This is a genomic window from Pseudomonas sp. CFII64, from assembly GCF_000416235.1.
In the GTDB taxonomy this organism is placed as follows: Bacteria; Pseudomonadota; Gammaproteobacteria; order Pseudomonadales; family Pseudomonadaceae; genus Aquipseudomonas.
Genome location: NZ_ATLO01000051.1, coordinates 315,810 through 332,394 on the forward strand (window position 1 = coordinate 315,810; position 16,585 = coordinate 332,394).

Annotated in this window: 16 protein-coding genes and 1 pseudogene; 11 read left to right on the forward strand and 6 right to left on the reverse strand. The window is 55.1% G+C overall.

The features are described from left to right. Positions 1-11: 11 nt before the first annotated feature. From CFII64_RS27000 to CFII64_RS27030, 7 genes are all read left to right on the forward strand, one after another. On the forward strand, positions 12-494 hold the full coding sequence (locus CFII64_RS27000) for an MSMEG_0572/Sll0783 family nitrogen starvation response protein (RefSeq protein WP_020294052.1): 483 nt from the start codon (positions 12-14) through the stop codon (positions 492-494). 135 nt (positions 495-629) lie between these two features. Next, positions 630-1,607 (forward strand): Nit6803 family nitrilase, encoded by a 978-nt coding sequence (locus CFII64_RS27005; RefSeq protein ID WP_020294053.1) that lies wholly within the window; start codon positions 630-632, stop codon positions 1,605-1,607. After that, on the forward strand, positions 1,594-2,676 hold the full coding sequence (locus tag CFII64_RS27010; protein WP_020294054.1) for an MSMEG_0568 family radical SAM protein: 1,083 nt from the start codon (positions 1,594-1,596) through the stop codon (positions 2,674-2,676). The genes CFII64_RS27005 and CFII64_RS27010 overlap by 14 nt, the downstream gene beginning before the upstream one ends. Positions 2,677-2,690: 14 nt before the next feature. After that, positions 2,691-3,251, forward strand: coding sequence for an MSMEG_0567/Sll0786 family nitrogen starvation N-acetyltransferase (locus CFII64_RS27015; RefSeq protein WP_020294055.1), 561 nt, complete (start codon positions 2,691-2,693; stop codon positions 3,249-3,251). After that, on the forward strand, positions 3,244-4,266 hold the full coding sequence (locus tag CFII64_RS27020; protein ID WP_020294056.1) for a sll0787 family AIR synthase-like protein: 1,023 nt from the start codon (positions 3,244-3,246) through the stop codon (positions 4,264-4,266). The genes CFII64_RS27015 and CFII64_RS27020 overlap by 8 nt, the downstream gene beginning before the upstream one ends. Position 4,267: 1 nt before the next feature. After that, a complete protein-coding gene (locus CFII64_RS27025; RefSeq protein WP_020294057.1) occupies positions 4,268-4,603 on the forward strand; it encodes an MSMEG_0570 family nitrogen starvation response protein in 336 nt (111 codons plus the stop codon). A gap of 49 nt (positions 4,604-4,652) precedes the next feature. Next, positions 4,653-5,960 carry an MSMEG_0569 family flavin-dependent oxidoreductase gene (locus CFII64_RS27030; protein ID WP_020294058.1) on the forward strand — a complete coding sequence of 436 codons (1,308 nt, stop codon included), beginning with the start codon at positions 4,653-4,655 and terminating at the stop codon, positions 5,958-5,960. Positions 5,961-5,984: 24 nt separating this feature from the next. On the opposite strand, the gene CFII64_RS27035 is transcribed toward CFII64_RS27030, so the two are convergent. The 3 genes from CFII64_RS27035 to CFII64_RS27045 form a co-directional block, all read right to left on the reverse strand. Continuing rightward, a complete protein-coding gene (locus tag CFII64_RS27035; protein ID WP_020294059.1) occupies positions 5,985-6,449 on the reverse strand; it encodes a DUF411 domain-containing protein in 465 nt (154 codons plus the stop codon). A gap of 1,152 nt (positions 6,450-7,601) precedes the next feature. Then, positions 7,602-8,177 carry an HAD domain-containing protein gene (locus CFII64_RS27040; RefSeq protein WP_371106470.1) on the reverse strand — a complete coding sequence of 192 codons (576 nt, stop codon included), beginning with the start codon at positions 8,175-8,177 and terminating at the stop codon, positions 7,602-7,604. A 202-nt stretch (positions 8,178-8,379) separates the two neighbouring features. Further along, the gene (locus CFII64_RS27045) at positions 8,380-8,649 is read right to left on the reverse strand and encodes a helix-turn-helix domain-containing protein (protein WP_020294061.1); all 270 of its coding nucleotides are present in this window, start codon (positions 8,647-8,649) and stop codon (positions 8,380-8,382) included. On the opposite strand from CFII64_RS27045, the gene CFII64_RS27050 reads away from it, so the two are divergent. After that, entirely contained in the window at positions 8,584-9,192 is a 609-nt protein-coding gene (locus tag CFII64_RS27050) for a hypothetical protein (protein WP_177325454.1), read from the forward strand. The two genes, CFII64_RS27045 and CFII64_RS27050, sit on opposite strands and share 66 nt — an antisense overlap. 85 nt (positions 9,193-9,277) lie before the next feature. Beyond that, positions 9,278-10,427, forward strand: a pseudogene (locus tag CFII64_RS30655) (site-specific integrase); the annotation flags it as partial. An 899-nt stretch (positions 10,428-11,326) separates the two neighbouring features. Here CFII64_RS30655 and CFII64_RS27060 read toward each other — a convergent pair. From CFII64_RS27060 to CFII64_RS27065, 3 genes are all read right to left on the reverse strand, one after another. Beyond that, positions 11,327-11,944: a dTMP kinase gene (locus CFII64_RS27060; protein ID WP_020294063.1), complete on the reverse strand. Its 618-nt coding sequence runs from the start codon at positions 11,942-11,944 to the stop codon at positions 11,327-11,329. Continuing rightward, positions 11,941-12,096 (reverse strand): hypothetical protein, encoded by a 156-nt coding sequence (locus tag CFII64_RS29910; RefSeq protein WP_020294064.1) that lies wholly within the window; start codon positions 12,094-12,096, stop codon positions 11,941-11,943. The genes CFII64_RS27060 and CFII64_RS29910 overlap by 4 nt, the downstream gene beginning before the upstream one ends. Before the next feature lie 98 nt (positions 12,097-12,194). After that, positions 12,195-13,637 carry a hypothetical protein gene (locus CFII64_RS27065; RefSeq protein WP_020294065.1) on the reverse strand — a complete coding sequence of 481 codons (1,443 nt, stop codon included), beginning with the start codon at positions 13,635-13,637 and terminating at the stop codon, positions 12,195-12,197. Between the two features lie 1,378 nt (positions 13,638-15,015). Between CFII64_RS27065 and CFII64_RS30390 the strand changes: the two genes are divergently transcribed. Then, positions 15,016-15,204 carry an AbrB/MazE/SpoVT family DNA-binding domain-containing protein gene (locus CFII64_RS30390; RefSeq protein ID WP_020294067.1) on the forward strand — a complete coding sequence of 63 codons (189 nt, stop codon included), beginning with the start codon at positions 15,016-15,018 and terminating at the stop codon, positions 15,202-15,204. Positions 15,205-15,379: 175 nt separating this feature from the next. Then, positions 15,380-16,192, forward strand: coding sequence for an inositol monophosphatase family protein (locus tag CFII64_RS27080; protein WP_020294069.1), 813 nt, complete (start codon positions 15,380-15,382; stop codon positions 16,190-16,192). The last annotated feature ends 393 nt before the right edge of the window (positions 16,193-16,585 follow it).

The following is a 16,585-nucleotide window of genomic DNA, read 5'->3' on the forward strand; positions in this document are numbered from 1 at the left end:
AGAGCGACACTATGCCAACCGTGGACATCCCCCATTACAAAGACGGCGACTTCCTGGTCAATTACGAAGAGAAAGTCTTCGAGGACGTCAAAGCCGAGCCCGGCGAAAAAGTCTTGATCACCTTCCACACCATCGCATTCGAGGGTTCCATCGGCCTGGTCAACATGCTTCAGGCCAAGCGCCTGCTGCGCAAAGGTTTCGAAACCAAAATCCTGCTGTACGGGCCAGGCGTGCAGTTGGGCGTGCAACGCGGTTTCCCGACCCTGGGCGCTGAAGCGTTTCCAGGTCATCTGGCGGTGAACAAGCAGCTCATGCAGTTCATGGAGGAGGGGGGTGAGGTCTACGCTTGCCGCTTCGCTTTGCAGGCGCTGTACGGCCAGACCGAAAAGGCCCTGATCGAAGGCATCCGCCCGATCAACCCGCTGGACGTGATGGACCTGCGTCTGCTGATGCGCCGTGAAGGCGCGATGATCATTGATACCTGGACGGCTTGAGTCACTGACACCCTGTGGGAGCGAGCTTGCTCGCGATGGCGGCGCATCTGAAGCACCGCGTCGCCCGCATCCAGGCAAGCCAGCTCCCACATCCTCGCATCGATCTTCCGAGCACTACTGACCTCAGGACCTATCATGGCCATCATTCGCGCAGCCGCCGTACAAATCAGCCCGGTGCTTTACAGCCGCGAAGGCACCGTGGACAAGGTCTGCCAACAGATCATTGCTCTCGGCCGACAAGGTGTGCAGTTCGCCGTGTTCCCGGAAACGGTGGTGCCTTACTACCCGTACTTTTCGTTTGTGCAGCCGGCATTCGCCATGGGCGCACAACATCTCAAATTGCTTGATCAATCCGTTACCGTGCCGTCTGCCGCCACGCTGGCCATTGGCGAAGCGTGCAAGCAGGCGGGAATGGTCGTCTCCATCGGCGTCAACGAACGCGATGGCGGCACGATCTACAACGCGCAATTGCTGTTCGATGCCGACGGCAGCTTGATTCAGCACCGCCGCAAGATCACCCCGACGTACCACGAGCGAATGGTCTGGGGGCAGGGCGATGGTTCCGGTCTGCGCGCCATCGACAGCGCGGTCGGACGCATCGGATCACTGGCCTGCTGGGAGCATTACAACCCGCTGGCCCGCTACGCCTTGATGGCGGATGGGGAGCAGATCCACGCGGCGATGTTTCCCGGCTCACTGGTAGGCGATGTCTTTGCCGAGCAGATCGAAGTCACCATCCGCCACCACGCCCTGGAATCCGGCTGTTTCGTGGTGAATGCCACTGCGTGGCTGGACGCCGATCAGCAGGGCCAGATCATGCAGGACACCGGTTGCGGCCTCGGTCCGATCTCGGGCGGTTGCTTCACTGGGATCGTGTCACCCGAGGGTAAGTTACTCGGCGAGCCGCTGCGTTCGGGGGAGGGCGTGGTGATCGCCGATCTTGATCTGGCCTTGATCGACAAGCGCAAACGGATGATGGATTGCGTCGGGCATTACAGCCGGCCGGAACTGCTCAGCCTGTTGATCGACCGCACGCCGACGGCTCATGTGCATGAACGCGGCGCGCACTTTACGGCGCTGGCCAGCGAGGAATTTGATCATGCAAACCAATGAATTGTTGGCTGAACTGCAATGCCATGGCGTGCGTTGGCCCGCCGCGCAAAACGGCTTGTCCCGACAAGGTGGCGCGGGACCGTCGGACCACAAGGCGCTGAGTTTTGGTAGCCGGACCATGATGGTGCCAATCCTCAACCAGGCTTCGCAGGATTCACCTTATCAAGCACAACCCAGCGCCGATGGCAGCCAGGCGCTGATCTTTCGTGAAGGCTTGCAGGTGGGCCAGGTGCAAATGCCCGGCGTGCCGAAGTTCTATGGCTTGAGCACTGCTGATGGCGTTCCCTATTGGAAAATCGCCACGCTGCACAGCAGCGATGTACTGGCGACGACGGTGTTACAGCACTGCATTCGGTTCAATGATCGCGGCAGTTCCTGCCAGTTTTGCGCGATTGGCCAGTCGCTGGCAGCGGGCAAAACCATCGCCCGTAAACGTCCACAGCAACTGGCGGAAGTGGCAAAGGCGGCCGTGGAACTGGATGGCGTCAAGCACATGGTGATGACCACCGGCACGCCGCAAACCCCGGACCGTGGCGCGGCGATCTTGTGTGAGTCCGCCGCAGCGGTGACGGCAGCGGTCGATCTGCCGATCCAGGCGCAATGCGAGCCGCCGGACGACGATCGCTGGTTCCAGCGTCTGGCCGACAGCGGCGTGGTGTCGCTGGGCATGCACCTGGAAGCGGTCACCGACGAGGTGCGTCAACGGATCATGCCGGGCAAGGCCGAAGTCCCGCTGAGCCGCTATTTCGAGGCCTTCAGCGCGGCGGTCGACGTGTTCGGTCGCGGCCAGGTCAGCACCTACATTCTCGCCGGGCTGGGTGACAGCGAAGCCGCTATCAGCGAGATGAGTGAACGTTTGTGCGCGCTGGGCGTGTACCCGTTCGTGGTGCCGTTCGTGCCTATCGACGGCACGCCCTTGGCGCATCACCCCAAACCCGACAGCGCGATGATGGCCCGTTTGTATCCGCAGATCGGTGCGAGCCTGCGTCGCCACGGTTTGCACTCGGATCAGATCAACGCCGGCTGCGCCAAATGTGGCGCGTGCTCGGCCCTGAAAAGCTACGAATAAGCCGGAGAACACCCATGCCGAATCTTGCGTTTGCCTTGGTCGACAGCACCTTTGAACCGTTTCGTGCCGGTGAGTTACTGGTCAAGCCCGCCAGTGAAAATTGGGAGAAACAGGCCTATTTCGCCCTGCGGCGCGCGGTGTTTTCCGATGAGCAACAACTGCTGGTGCAAGACAAGGACAGCCATGATTTTCAGGCGATTGCTATCGTGGCCCTGGCCGGCAACTGCGGGATTGCCGATCAGGTGGTCGGTGCAGTGCGCATCTATCAGCCGGAGCCTGGCCTGTGGTTCGGCGGGCGTTTGTGTGTGGCCCAGGCGTATCGGCGACACAGCATGATTGGCAGGGCGCTGGTCAACGAAGCGGTGTCGCGGGCCAAGGAGCTGGGCTGCGAGGTGTTTCGCGCAACGGTGCAGGCGCAGAACGAAAGCTATTTCCGCGGCCTGCATTGGCGAATCCTTGACCACCTGGAGTTGCTCGGCCAGCCGCATTGCCTGATGCAGGCGGATCTGCCGAGCTACCCGTTGATGCCACGCCAGGTGTCGTTGCGTGCGCTGAAGGTGGCTCGCCATGACTGATCTGACGGCGCTGCTCGACACATTGCGCAGCACCCCGGCGATGCGTTCGAAACAGGAGATCCAGCAACCCGCAGCCGTTATCGGCAGCAGACAACAATCACTGACCCGCGAGCAGCTTTACGCCTTGCCCGGTGATGACACGGCGGCAATTGCCTGTGGCGATCATTTCCAGCTGCTGGCTATTGAAGGGATGCTGCCGGCGTTCGTCGAGTCGGCGCCGTGGTTTGCCGGATGGTCGGCAGTCATGGCCAATGTCAGCGATATCACTGCGATGGGCGGTCGTGCGACGGCGGTGGTCAACGCGTATTGGCATCACGACAACGCAGCTGCACACGAACTCTTGGCGGGTATGCGCGCAGCCTGCGAAGCCTACGGCTTGTTGCTGGCCGGCGGGCACACCAGCCTCGCGACCGGTAACCCGACGGCTCTGGCGGTAGCGATTACTGGCATTGCACAAACCTTGTTGTCGACCTTGCATGTCGCGCCCGGCCAGGTCATCGCCATGGCGGTGGACCTTGAAGGCGCATGGCATGCCGACAGCGCCTATTGGAAAGCTTTTGAAGGCGTGCCGGCCGAACGCCTGCGCAGCAAGCTCGACGTGCTGCCGCGCCTGGCCGAAGCCCGATTGCTCCGGGCGGCCAAGGACATCAGCAACGCCGGGGTGCTCGGCAGTCTTTTGATGTTGCTGGAAACCACCGGCTGCGGCGCGACCATCGACTTGTCGGCCATGCCATGTCCGCCGGATGCCGACCTCGCGCGCTGGCTGCAGGTGTTCCCCAGCTACGGCTTTTTGATGACCCTGGATGAGCGTGACTGGCCGCAAGTCCAGACCGCATTTGCCTTCGAAGGCGTGCGTTGTGAACGCATCGGCGTTGTCGATGGCAGCGGCGCGTTGAACGCCCAGCTCGGCAAGCAGCGCGGCGAATTCTGGAACCTGCATGAGCGGGCGTTTACCGGTTTCAGCTACCCCCATCTTGATTTGACCCCTTTAAACCTTGATCAACAGGAGCACTGACATGCCCGCCGTCAATTTCAAAATTCGTTGGCCCAACGGCAAGGAAGCGACCGGTTACTCGCCGTCGACGGTGATTTATCAATACCTGGAGGAGGGCGCCAGTTACCCGCTGACGGACTTCCTGCAACGGCTTGAAAATGCGTTGAACAACGCCTCGGAACGGGTCAAGGAGGCCAAGGGCTTCTATTGCAGTTCCGCCATGGACACCTTGAGTTCGCTGAAGGGGCAGGCCAGCTACCTGGTCGAGCCCGACATGGTTGCCGGACAGGTAGAGATTCTCAGCATGCGAACAGACGGCGCCGGGCAGGTGATCAGCGCGGGCTGGAGTTCATTCTGAGTGCTTGTTTCTTCTTTAACCTTTTTGACCCCGATCACCGGAGCCCCGTATGACCAGTCAGCTCACTTCAAGCAAACCATCACACCACAGCGTGATCGTCGTCGGCGGCGGTCAGGCCGGGTTATCCGCCAGTTATTACCTGCAACAGCACGGGATTGACCATCTGGTGTTGGAGAAACACAGCGTGACCCACACCTGGCGTAATCAGCGCTGGGACGCCTTCAGTCTGGTGACTCCCAATTGGCAGTGCGCGTTGCCGGGTTACAGCTACACCAATGAATTCAAGGGCACCGACCCGCACGGTTTCATGAAGAAAGACGAGATCAACCAATACCTGGCCGGCTTCGTCAAATCGGTCAATGCGCCCGTCCGTGAAGGCGTCGCCGTGCAGCGGGTGATCCCTCGCGCGGCAGGTGGGTTCGAGGTGCATACCTCACATGGCGAGTTCAGCGCCGATCAGGTGATTGTCGCTTCGGGCGGTTACCACACGCCGATCATCCCGCGCCTGGCGGAACGTTTGCCGGTGACTGTTCACCAGCTTCATTCCGAGCAGTACCGCAATCCGCAGGCACTGCCCGTCGGGAACGTGCTGGTCGTCGGCTCCGGCCAATCAGGTGCGCAAATCGCTGAAGATTTGCACCTGGCCGGGCGCAAGGTCTATCTGGCTGTCGGCGATGCGCCGCGTTGTGCGCGTTTCTATCGTGGCAAGGACGTAGTCGATTGGCTCGCTGAGATGGGTTACTACCAGATCGGCGTCGACACGCATCCGCTGCGTGAAGGCGTGCGCGACAACACCAATCATTACGTCACCGGGCGCGACGGTGGACGCGACATTGATCTGCGCAATTTCGCTCGCGAAGGGATGGAGCTGGTCGGTCGTCTTGAGGGGTTGCAAGGCACGCGGCTGCAGTTCGCCAATAACCTGGCCGAGAGCCTGGATAGCGCCGACGCGGTCTACAACCGGATCAATGGTTCGATCGACAAGTACATCGAGCAGCACTCGATTGACGCTCCGCCGGGAGAGCGTTATCAGCCAACCTGGGCACCAAAGCAGGCCCGCAGCGAACTGGATCTGATTGGCGAAGGGATCACCAGCATCGTCTGGTGCATTGGCTTCAGCCCGGACTTCACCTGGGTCGAGGCTCCAGTCTTCAACGGTCGCGGCCATCCCGGGCATCAACGCGGGATCACCTCGCAGCCAGGTTTGTACTTCCTTGGATTGCCGTGGCTGTACACCTGGGGTTCGGGGCGTTTTTCGGGAGTGGCGCAAGATGCGCGATACCTGGTAGACCGTATCAGTGGTCTGCGTCACGAGAGTCAGGTTCAGGCGAGGGAGGTCGCTGAGTTGACTCCGTGACAGCGATAAACAGTGTGCTGGAAGTTATCGAGCCGGATAGTCCGCGATAACTTCCTCTGCACCAGCTTTGGTCAAGCCGATGATCTGGTAGGCGCTGCGCCGGTCACCGGACTCCATGCCAGGCGATCCCATGGGCATGCCGGGTGCGGCGACGCCGATCAGATCCATTCGCCTGGTCAGCTCGGCGATTTGTTCGACCGGGACATGACCCTCTACAAACTTCCCATTAACCACGCCGGTATGACAGGACCCCAGTTGTGCAGGAACGCCCAGCTTTTCCTTTACCTGGCTCATATTGTCCTCAAGGTGATCGACCACGGTATAGCCGTGCTCTTTCAGGTAAGCCATCCATTTGCTGCAACAGCCGCAGTTCGGGTCCCGGTGAACGTCAATCGACAGCTGTGGCGCCGCCTGTAGAACAGAAGCAAAGCCTATCGTTGCCACAGCGCTGAGGATAAAAGCTTTATTTTTGACTGAAAGCAGGCGCATTGAGATCGTACTCACAAAAAATAATGGGTAACGCTGACAGACGCAGCTCGCGTCAACGGTTACACGACGTGATTCAGAGGCATGATAAATCAAGTGATGACATGTGGGGGAGCCATCGATGAATACGCCATTTAACATAATATACATTATGCGTACCCTTGGATTTGCTTCGGGGGTGGTGGATACGTGTCGCGGATACCGAATGATGATATAGGGCAATGAATTATGATAACCGTCACATTTTCAACCACTTAGGTTTCGTATAGCGCGATTGAATGTCATTGAAAGGCCCATATTAGGTGCACCGAATCGTGATAATGAGACATCTATTTGTGCATTTAATGATGATAGTTAACATGTGACATATGTCACCAACCGCTAAAAATGAGACAAAACATTTAAAATGTCACTACGCGGTACTCGCTGCACACGGTGGCAAGTATCTTCGGCGCCGGGGAATTACCGCTCGATGAGGTTGCTTGGTGCAGATTGCGAACAGAGCATATGCAAGCACTTGTGATCCACATGCTCGACTCCGGCTACTCTACGCATACTTGCTCGAAATATCTGAGCGCTTTGAGGGGCGTTCTGACTGAATCTTGCCCAATGTGTTCACTGTCAGTTAGCGAGCTATTGAAAATTCAAAAAATTCAGACATGCGATCTTAGCCCACCACCTAGGAACCCATTCATAGAGCAAGGCGCTTTAGGTGAGCTACTATCAATGTGTGCATCAGACTGGCGTTTTCATGGGATAAGGGATTCAGCAATGATTGCGCTTCTATACGGTTGTGGCTTCGACCGTAACGAGGTTGCCGCTGTGAATTGAGATCTTGATCTGAAAAGCTGGTCAATTAAAACTTACGTTGTGCATGGACGCTGTTCGGTCAGATGGCTATCCCCCGAGTCAGGACGATGAATCCATTCCTGGATTTTAGTACGGGATTGTTTACCCTCTCGCACTGGCCCGCTATTCACGAGAATTCGCAAAGGCAGCAAGGTAACCGCCGATATGGAAGCGAGCATCGGCGCTATAAAAAATGAGGAAAAAATCTTTAAAAAATGAGAAACACATTTAGATCTGAATCAGAAACTACGTTGACTTCGCAAGTTTACCAATTAGATAACTCAACTAAATAGGGGTTTAGTTGAGTTATATATTGACTAACTTTTCATCTGCATCCGCTGATCTTCCTGCTAGCGTCAGCGCTGCCAATCGCCTGTGTAATTCGGCAACAGCAGCTGGACTAGACAGCCCCTCTGCCCCATCAAGCAGTACCAATCTGTGCAGATCGGCGGTAGCCCAATTTTCCGCGTCATCATCCAAAGCAAGCCACTGTGTTATGCCTGATCGGGCGGCATATCGCAATATTTGTCCATGCCGACTTGTCCCGTCCCACCAGATCTGGTCGGCCCAAACCTTGGCCATCGAGCTATGCCAAGTGGATCCCACGACTCGCTTCTGGAGTGTCGGACTCAAACGTTTCTTCGCTCGACTAAAGCCGAGCTTGCGCACCCAGCTGGTGCTCAAGACAATTTTTACTTCCGGGTACGGGTCAAGTGCGGCTTCCAGGATAGAAGTCCACATAAATAGTTCGCCTGCCGAACGTAGCTGAGGACCGGAAGCTGTGATGTACACCTGGTCAGGGTGCAGTACCCCGTCGAAATCTAAGAATAAGACCGCTGCCATGTGATGGATCGCACTCAAATGAAAGGAAGAACGTACCATATCAAGCTTGTAGGGCTGTGTCGGCCACTAAGAGACTACACATGGACGCTGGTGAGCATCAGTCAGCCATAGGCACTGATCGATAACAACCTTTTGCCCACTCAGGTTGCGAAATCAATCCGTTAATGTGGGCTAATCTTAGGGGAGCTTTCGTACCGTCGACCCTCGTTCAGACATATCGTCTTCGGGTGCATAAGGCTATTCAGCGTAGGTCACGACGCATACGGTCGAGCAAATCCTCCAATGAGCTGGTGCCTTCCTGGGCTATAAAACATTCTGCGAACAGACTCAGTGGATGGACTCCCAGACGGTCTGCCAACTCGCACGCTTTCTCAAAACTTACCTTTTTTGTCCCTCGTTCCAGCGAGCTTATGTACGTACGGCTACTCACAAGCCCGAAGTCTTCTTGAGTGAGCCCGCGGCGCAACCTAATCCGCTTGAGAGCGATGGCGAATGCTTCTGTCAGTTCCATTTTGATAGACCAAAAGGAAAAGATGAAGCCTGCTTGCAGTCTTTAGGGCTACAATCCGTAGACTGCATTCGAGGGGATTCGTGGATGATCTCGCGTTCAAATACTGTAGCTGTTGCTATGACGCAAGCCATTTCCGAGCCGTCTGGTGATATGGGCATGCACCGATTTACCACCGCAGATGACCTGGCTGATTTGGTTCATCTATGCGGTCGACGGGGTTCCCATACGACAATTCTCGCGGTGCATTTGGCTATCCCCCCCGCTAATTCGGGACAGGAGCGATGGATATCGATCCCCGTCGTCCAGCTACTTCGGGGGAACGTCATAGCAACCGATGGTTCGGTGGAAGATACTTTCTTTTACCGGCTGGCTTCCGGAGAGATTTTCAAAGACCACTCGAAGCTGGAAGCGGAACGAATTCTCACTGCAACCGTCGTGTACAAGGAAAAGACGGGGCCTTCATATGTTGATCTGGGCGGCCATCACTATGAATTTCATCGTTGGCTTTCGCCTGTCGTCGTGGAGATGCACGAAGGGCTGTGATGACCCTATAGAGCCGATGTAATATCCGATAATATCCAGACCCGGATATTTTTTGTTGATCAGAATCTTATCATGACTGCTAGTTTTGCCAGTCCGACATCCCACGTCCCACTTACCTCATCCGCTGTTCGATACCTTTCAAAACTTCAATCATCTTATTTCCAGCCTCTCTCCGAGGAGCTGCCAGCCGTCCGGGCCTACTTAGCCAATTTTTCCCGTTTCACTTGAGGCCGTTGTTGGCTATAAAGCGGTCCGTAGCTTTCTCAAATCGTATGCGGGCAATCCCTCCAACTTCAATTATTATCGCACCCATGTCGAACGCTTGTTGCTCTGGTCCTTGCTGATCGTGCAAAACCTCTACTGGAGGTGCGTCGACGAGACGCCCAAGCCTTTATGGAGTTCTGTCTTCACCCCCCAGAGCATTGGATAATCTCAGTGATCAAATCCCGGTTTATCCGCTTGGGCGATCGCAAACAGTCGTGCAGTGATAGGTACGTCGTTAATGCCGATTGGCGCCCATTCAGTTTAACGATGACAAAGCGTGATCGGCTGCTGTGTACTGACACCGATAAAGCCAAACCCTATGCCCTATCACAAGGCTCCACAGCGCAGATATTCGCTATCTGTGGAAGTTTTTTTCAGCATGCTATGGACGTAGGTTTTACCGAGGTGAATCCGTTTCGCGCAGTTAAGAAAAAATCTGTTTATAAGCAGCGTAATACACTCGATGTGGTTGGCCGTGCTCTGACCCAGTTGCAGTAAAATTATGTGCTGGAGACCGCGGAGCTGATGGCTAATGAGGACCAGGCCTACGAACGAACCCTTTTCATCCTCAGCACACTGTTCTCCATGTACTTACGAGTCTCTGATTTAGTAGGGCGCGACAATTGGGCGCCGACCATGGGCGATTTTCGTAAAGACACCATGGATAACTGGTGGTTTTACGTAGTCGGCAAGGGCAATAAATCAGCCAAAATCAGCGTGAGGGATGAATACATCCACACCTATCTGGTGCGCTATCGAACTCATCTGGGGCTCACCCCCCTGCCCTCGCCGCACGAAAAAGGCCATTGCTGACAACCCTTAAAGGCCGGGCCGGTTTGTCCGACCGGCACCTATGGCTGCGGAAAATTGGAGTGAAGATGAGCTCGACAACTTGCGTTCAGCTTCCCTGCACTGGCTGCGCCACCTTCGATGCGCCGTTTCGTGACATGAAGGATCTTCAGGCAGATTTGGCCGATTGAAATTTAACTGATATTTAAGCCAAGCTTTATCGTTTTCGACTCGTTAGCTCGCCTAGATTCAATCTTGGGCCTGCAGCAGCTTCTGGAGTCGCGATAACTGTTGCGCTGTCTCATCGTCATCCAACGCCAGCCAATTGTTGATACGAGCGCGTGATGCATAACGCAATAGTTGAGTGTGGCGACTCGTTTTGTCCCACCACACCTGATCTGCCCAAGTTCTCGGCATGGAACTTGCCCTCGAAAAGCCTAGCACACTCACCCAGCTCTTACTCAGCACTAGCTCCACCGAGCTTGGCTCTATACCAGAAGCACTTGTAGAGAAGATCCAGTGATTTAAGGTGGCTTGGACCGAGTCCTGGATTTATCAGGCGACATCGCTTCGAGGAATAGGCCGTGAGGAAGTGGTTGATCACTGTGATGTGATACTGATTTATAGCTCGGTATACTGATATATAGGGAAATTTACTATACTCCAGCTGGCGTTCTTCTAGGCCACTAAGCACAACAACTCCTCGCCTGCAGGGTGCGTGAAAGCAATCAGTAACCGTGGAATTCGGTAGATTCCGGGGGGCTATGGTTCTTCAGAGCATTTCGACCGGCGCTGCCGTTGACCCCTACTATGTTAAGCTGCATTGGCTGCTCTGGTAGTTTTTTGCTGGTTGCACCTACGTCGGAGCACTCGGATGCGTGATCTGCCAAGAGTGAGCGCCCTCGCATGCGATCGCTAGCAAAGTAACCTACAGAGCAGTCGTACACCACTTGGCATCCAGCAATCGACGCTCAAACCGTCTGATCATGTAAGACCCACCCCAAGTCACCCCTTCGATCCTGCTAACGATCTATATCTACTGCTATCTCAACCGGATCAAGGCTAGCGCAGCGAACTTCGCCTAAGGGCATCGACGGACTCTATAGATCTCAGAAACCACCTGCATCGTTGCGTCTTCGATCGTTCCTTCATTACGGCATAAAACCCAGCCGTGATCTTCAATCGCTCGCTCGAACGCCTGGGTGCAAGCGATATGATCTTCCAGCTTATGGATCACAGTACTGCTCAACCCACGCCGTCGTGCCGCTGCCCTCGCCCATGAAATATCAGGGGCGGTGACAACCCCGACATGCAGGTCTGGCACTCGCACGTTTCGATCAATGTTTAACTGTAGAATCTCTGCAAACGGGATTATCCGGCGAAAAGCAGCATCAGATGGGTACCAGCGATCGATCAAGATGATGCTGCCTGGTGGCTGTTTAGCCAGCACGTGCTGGGAAATCCAGGTACGGCTATCAGCAAAGCGCTCACAAACCCCTAACTCCAAATCCCGGGTTGGATTTCTGACGAGCCTGTTAACGAGGGCCATCGTTTCACCCCTATAGGGATCGCTTTTTTTCTCGCAAAGTCGGATAACCATTTTGTTGTCTGCCCTCAGTACTTTCGTAATGGCCTCCAACAGAGTGGTTTTGCCGGTTCCCTTGGGCCCATCTAGAGACACAAACAACGGACGTTTCATTCTTCAAATGTCGCCTTCAGATGTGATGCCCTTCCGTAAAAAGTAAATTCAAACATTTGCGCCCCAAGCATCGCCAAGCCTAGCAGTACAATCTCGTCAGATAATGCCTGCAGTTCATCCGGCTGCGGGGTTTGGTCGTCAGCAGTTGGCATTGTTCGCTCCTTGAGTTCGTCATGTTAGGGCCTAGGAATGGGCACTAAGCGTTGCCTGGCAGATAGGCGCCCCGCTCCGCCTGAACGACTCGACTGCCTCAATGAGCCCAGAAGCGCTCCAATGCCTCAAGTGCAAAGTCCGGCAGGGATGGCATTTTGCGGTTGTGAACATCCGCCAAACGCAGGATCAGCAAGTCATACGCAGTGAATTGGGAGAAGTCCAAGTGCAGGTCAAATTCCTTGTTTTCATTGGTTCTAAAGAAGTAGGTAAAGTCCCTGAGCCCTTCGATCACCAGCGAATCAACGCCCGCTTTGCTTGAGGATGAATCGCAGAAGTAGTCACACTGTGATCCGAGGAAGTACAGACAGCCTTGGATAACGTGGTCCAGCACTTTATGCGTATCAATCCCCGTCATTTCGTAGGAAAACCGACTCAGCCTTGCCAGGTTAGACATCGCTACAAAGTCAGCTAGGCAAAACGCCTCCTGTGGAACGTTCAGCAACTCATCGCAGAATCGCTTGAGCAGACTGTCCGAGTCATGAAGGGCGGAGAACAATGGATCGCGTGAGATCAGTCCGGGGCCTTTTACGAATTCTTCAGGCAGGTAGTTGATGGCAGTGGTTACCGGGCACTCCCATTCATCCTGGATCAGTTCCGACATAACACCCTGAAGGGTGATTAGAAGCGCACGTTTCTCGACATCGCGCGAGATCAGATCGCAGGCCTGGACCTTGGCTGTGTTCTCATTCAGGTCAAGGAAAACGGCATTGAGCAGCCCAGTGATGAAACAGTCCTGCTGCTCGTCAGTGAGGTACTCAATATGGCTCAAAATGGCGCTTGGCGTATCCGGCCCGGCTTTGGTCAGCTCAAGCAGCAAGGCTTCATAAAACCAGTCCAAGCCGTAGACCTTCCTGATGTAATCCTGGCTCAAGACCCCGGATCGTGTCAGGAAGTCAGCCCAGTTGTGGTTCGGAATATCCATTACGCTCGAAAAGCTATGAGGCGCGCAGATGTTGATGGGCAGCAACGGGAGCAAGGTTTCCCGGTCGCTGCCCAACCGCGTGCTTGTCCAAAGCTCTGGATTTTCACTGTGAAGCAACGCCGCAATGGTTGTGGGCTTGAATTGCGTGGACCGCAGGGATTTTTCCATGACGTAGGCTTGGATCGGGCAGGCAGCCATTGCCCCAACCAGACGAACTGTCAGGTCAGAAGCCGTCAGCGCTGAGCCCGACGCAATTAACAAGGACCAATCCGGGTTATCCCAAATCCGCAGTGCCTCAATATCCTCAAGCCGGACTTCGGCCTGACGCATGAACTTTGTGAGCGCTGCTTGTGAAAAGCCCATGCTCAGGGCAACCAAGGCTGGCGCCAATGACCTGGGAACACCTGTAATCGTGCAGTTCAAGTTGAGATCAAACACCTGCGTCGGATCTTCGCAGCGATACGCGGAGGCATCAAAGTTGGCACCCTGGCGATTCAGTTGAGTCGTGATAAAACCCGCGCCCCAATTCGGATGAGGGCGTGTCGATTGAAGATACATCGTGTGCTCCAAGCCTTGATGTTGAAATGACATTGTCGGCGCTTTTCAAGACAGAGAACATACTCAAGCGCTGGTTTGGCGCTCCGATTGCGCGAAAGTGTCTGCCTCTCCCCAACAACTATGGACGAATATTACGACGCATCTACGCCATCGGGCCCACAATGCAAAAAACAACGTAAAGCAGTGTTCGCATCAAAAGCTCGTACCGGCCAGCATGCAGGCTGCCATCTAACCGTAGGCACAAAAGCCCCTTGCGGTCTGAAATGCGCGAGCGGGTGAGTCAGGAAGTCATGCCACAGTCCACCATCGGCTATCTGCGCGCGTAAAATCTGCGACACAAAAGATCCAAGTGGCCAAACTGGGCGTTACGCACGTTGAATGTGCTTTCAGAGGCATAGCCCGCCTTCCCGCCGGGCCCCCGGGATGGTGTATTGGGCGAGCGGCACGGCTGAGTCCTTGGCGACGACGTGATTCATGACGGCCTCCACCCGCCCCGACGCAATATGACGGCTCCAGTCAAATTCAGGACGCACGATACTACCGGCCCTGATAACGCGCCCGGGTTTTAGGTCATGGAAATCCGGATCCTCCAGAATCAACGAAAACAACTGCGTACCGCCGCTGTGCGCAATGACGTCAGGCCTAAAAGGCCGCTCGCTGTCGGTCCCCTGCTGGATCGCAATCCTGATCCTTTCGCCCAGCCGCCTGGCCAACCTTCGATGGAGCGGTCTATCAGCACGTCGATGGTTGCCCAGCCGTATATGTAGATGAGTACGGGAGCCGAATAACGCAGTCGATTGGCTATATGCCACCTGAATGCTTCCTGACTCACTGGCGCACGTAATTTCAGGCTACTGCTACCATCGACCTAGATCACAGGCAGGCGGCATTATTAAACGAGATTTTATGGGTTACCGGCACCGGTTCGAACTCCCGCACGATACGTAATTTCTCAACTGACCTATCCAGAGACCTCAGCCTGTTACGCGACTGTCAGACAGTAGGCAGAACCAGCTCTTCGAGAAGTGTGTGATGGCCGGAACACGAAAGGTTCAAACGTACGCAAGTCCTAAGCGTTATGGTCTCGATGCGCAATCGACGGAATGTCCGCTTTTGGCCGATTCTGTTGAAGAAGTCGGCAGTGATTTGTGAGACAAAAAAGTGCGCGGCGCAGATTGTAATCTTGAATCTCCGCAGAGCCGTTCGGACTCGGATTTCACGCAGAAGCTCGCTTAAGAGGCGCTTTTTTACCAACCTACAATTTGGGATTCTGAAAAACCGATTTTTTTCAACACTATCGGCCGATAGCTGTCGGTCGCATATGCATCGGCGTAGGATATCGATCCAATTCATCGGCCGAGAGTAGAGCGAGTGCCCAATGAGTGAGTCAGTGCAGATGACTGTGAGATGCCAGGATCCGGGCGATGGCAGCGGAGAACTCATAATCGATCTTCCTCCGGATGTCCTGGCGGCCATGAACGTTGGTCTCGGTGATTCACTAAGCATCGAGTTGGTTGACGGATCGATAGTGCTTAAGCCAAGCAGCGTTGGTGATACGAAATCCTGAGACCGGCATTGGCCAAATGCGGTCGCTCATAGAAGCATTCGGCCGAAAATGGATTAGCAGGCGAGTGGCTAGACCTTACAGCGCTATCACCCCGACTATGAATGAGTTCGTACGCTCCAGAGTGCAAATGCCGTAGCTAGGCATCCGCCCCTGTCCCTCACCTCCAAAGGTCATCATGATCAATATTCGTTTGCAGCAGATTCTCCCGCAAGTAATTGAAGCTGTGGAGCGAGCAGGTGTTCTACTGGCAAGCGAATATGCTCGCCCAAGTGGCCGGAGAGGGTCAGGAGACAAAGCCGAGATAGATGTTGAAATCGAGGTTCTACTCTACGCGGAACTGCTGGCAACTCTAAACTGTGATTGGTGGGGCGAAGAGACCGGCCATGTACTTTCTGGAGACCCTTTCTGTTGGGTCGTCGACCCGAACGACGGCACCAGCGACTTTTTGAGAGGCCTTAAAGGCTCGGCGATATCTGTTGGCCTGCTCCATGACAGCCAACCTGTGCTTGGGGTGGTGCATGCACCGGTCACTGCATCGGGTATTTCCGACTGCATTGCGTGGGCCGAGGGTATGGATCACCTTGTGAGAAATGGCCACCGCATCGTCGCCGATCTCTCAGATCAACTGCTCACAGAGAAGACGACGGTAATGGTTAGCGCTGCGGCTGATGGCAAACCCGAAATCAACAGTCAGCTATGCGCGCCAGCTGCATTTCACTCTATGCCATCGATTGCTTATCGGCTTGCGAAGGTTGCCGCCGGCGATGGGGTATGCGGTTGCTCGCTTTATCCGGTTTCTGCACATGATGTTGTGGCCGGGCATGCGTTGCTGATTGGCGCAAAGGGAGTATTGGTTGATGAAAATGGAGCCTCAGTTCGGTACACAACAGAGGACTCCATGGCACGAGTGTCCGGGAGAGTATTTGGCGGCTCGGCTAGCGCATGTTTCGAACTGAGTAAGCGCGATTGGAGCAAGCTGTTCAAATAAACATCCAGTTTGAGTGCGACCTGATTGAAGCAAGTCTCACACCGTACGCGATGAATCCGGTTGCCACTTATACAGCAACAACTGATCGATTTCACTCGCCCGCTGCGTCGGCAGGCGGCCTGGAGCTGACACTCGCGTCAGACAAAAAAACTCGAAGCGCTCACCGAAAATTCACCACTTTCCCTTACTGACTAACATGGCTTTGCCGGTAATCAAAGGAGAGCAGGTTTCAATCATTTGTATAGCCTCCTACTGGTCGTCCTCACTTACCTAGCGCCGCGGGAAGCTCCACAATATTCCTGTCACCGAACCATTTGGTAAGAGTTTTTTAGAGGCGCCCGTCCGGCCAAGTCACCTACCGAACTCCAGCATTTAGTGCGATGGTGTCCGCGC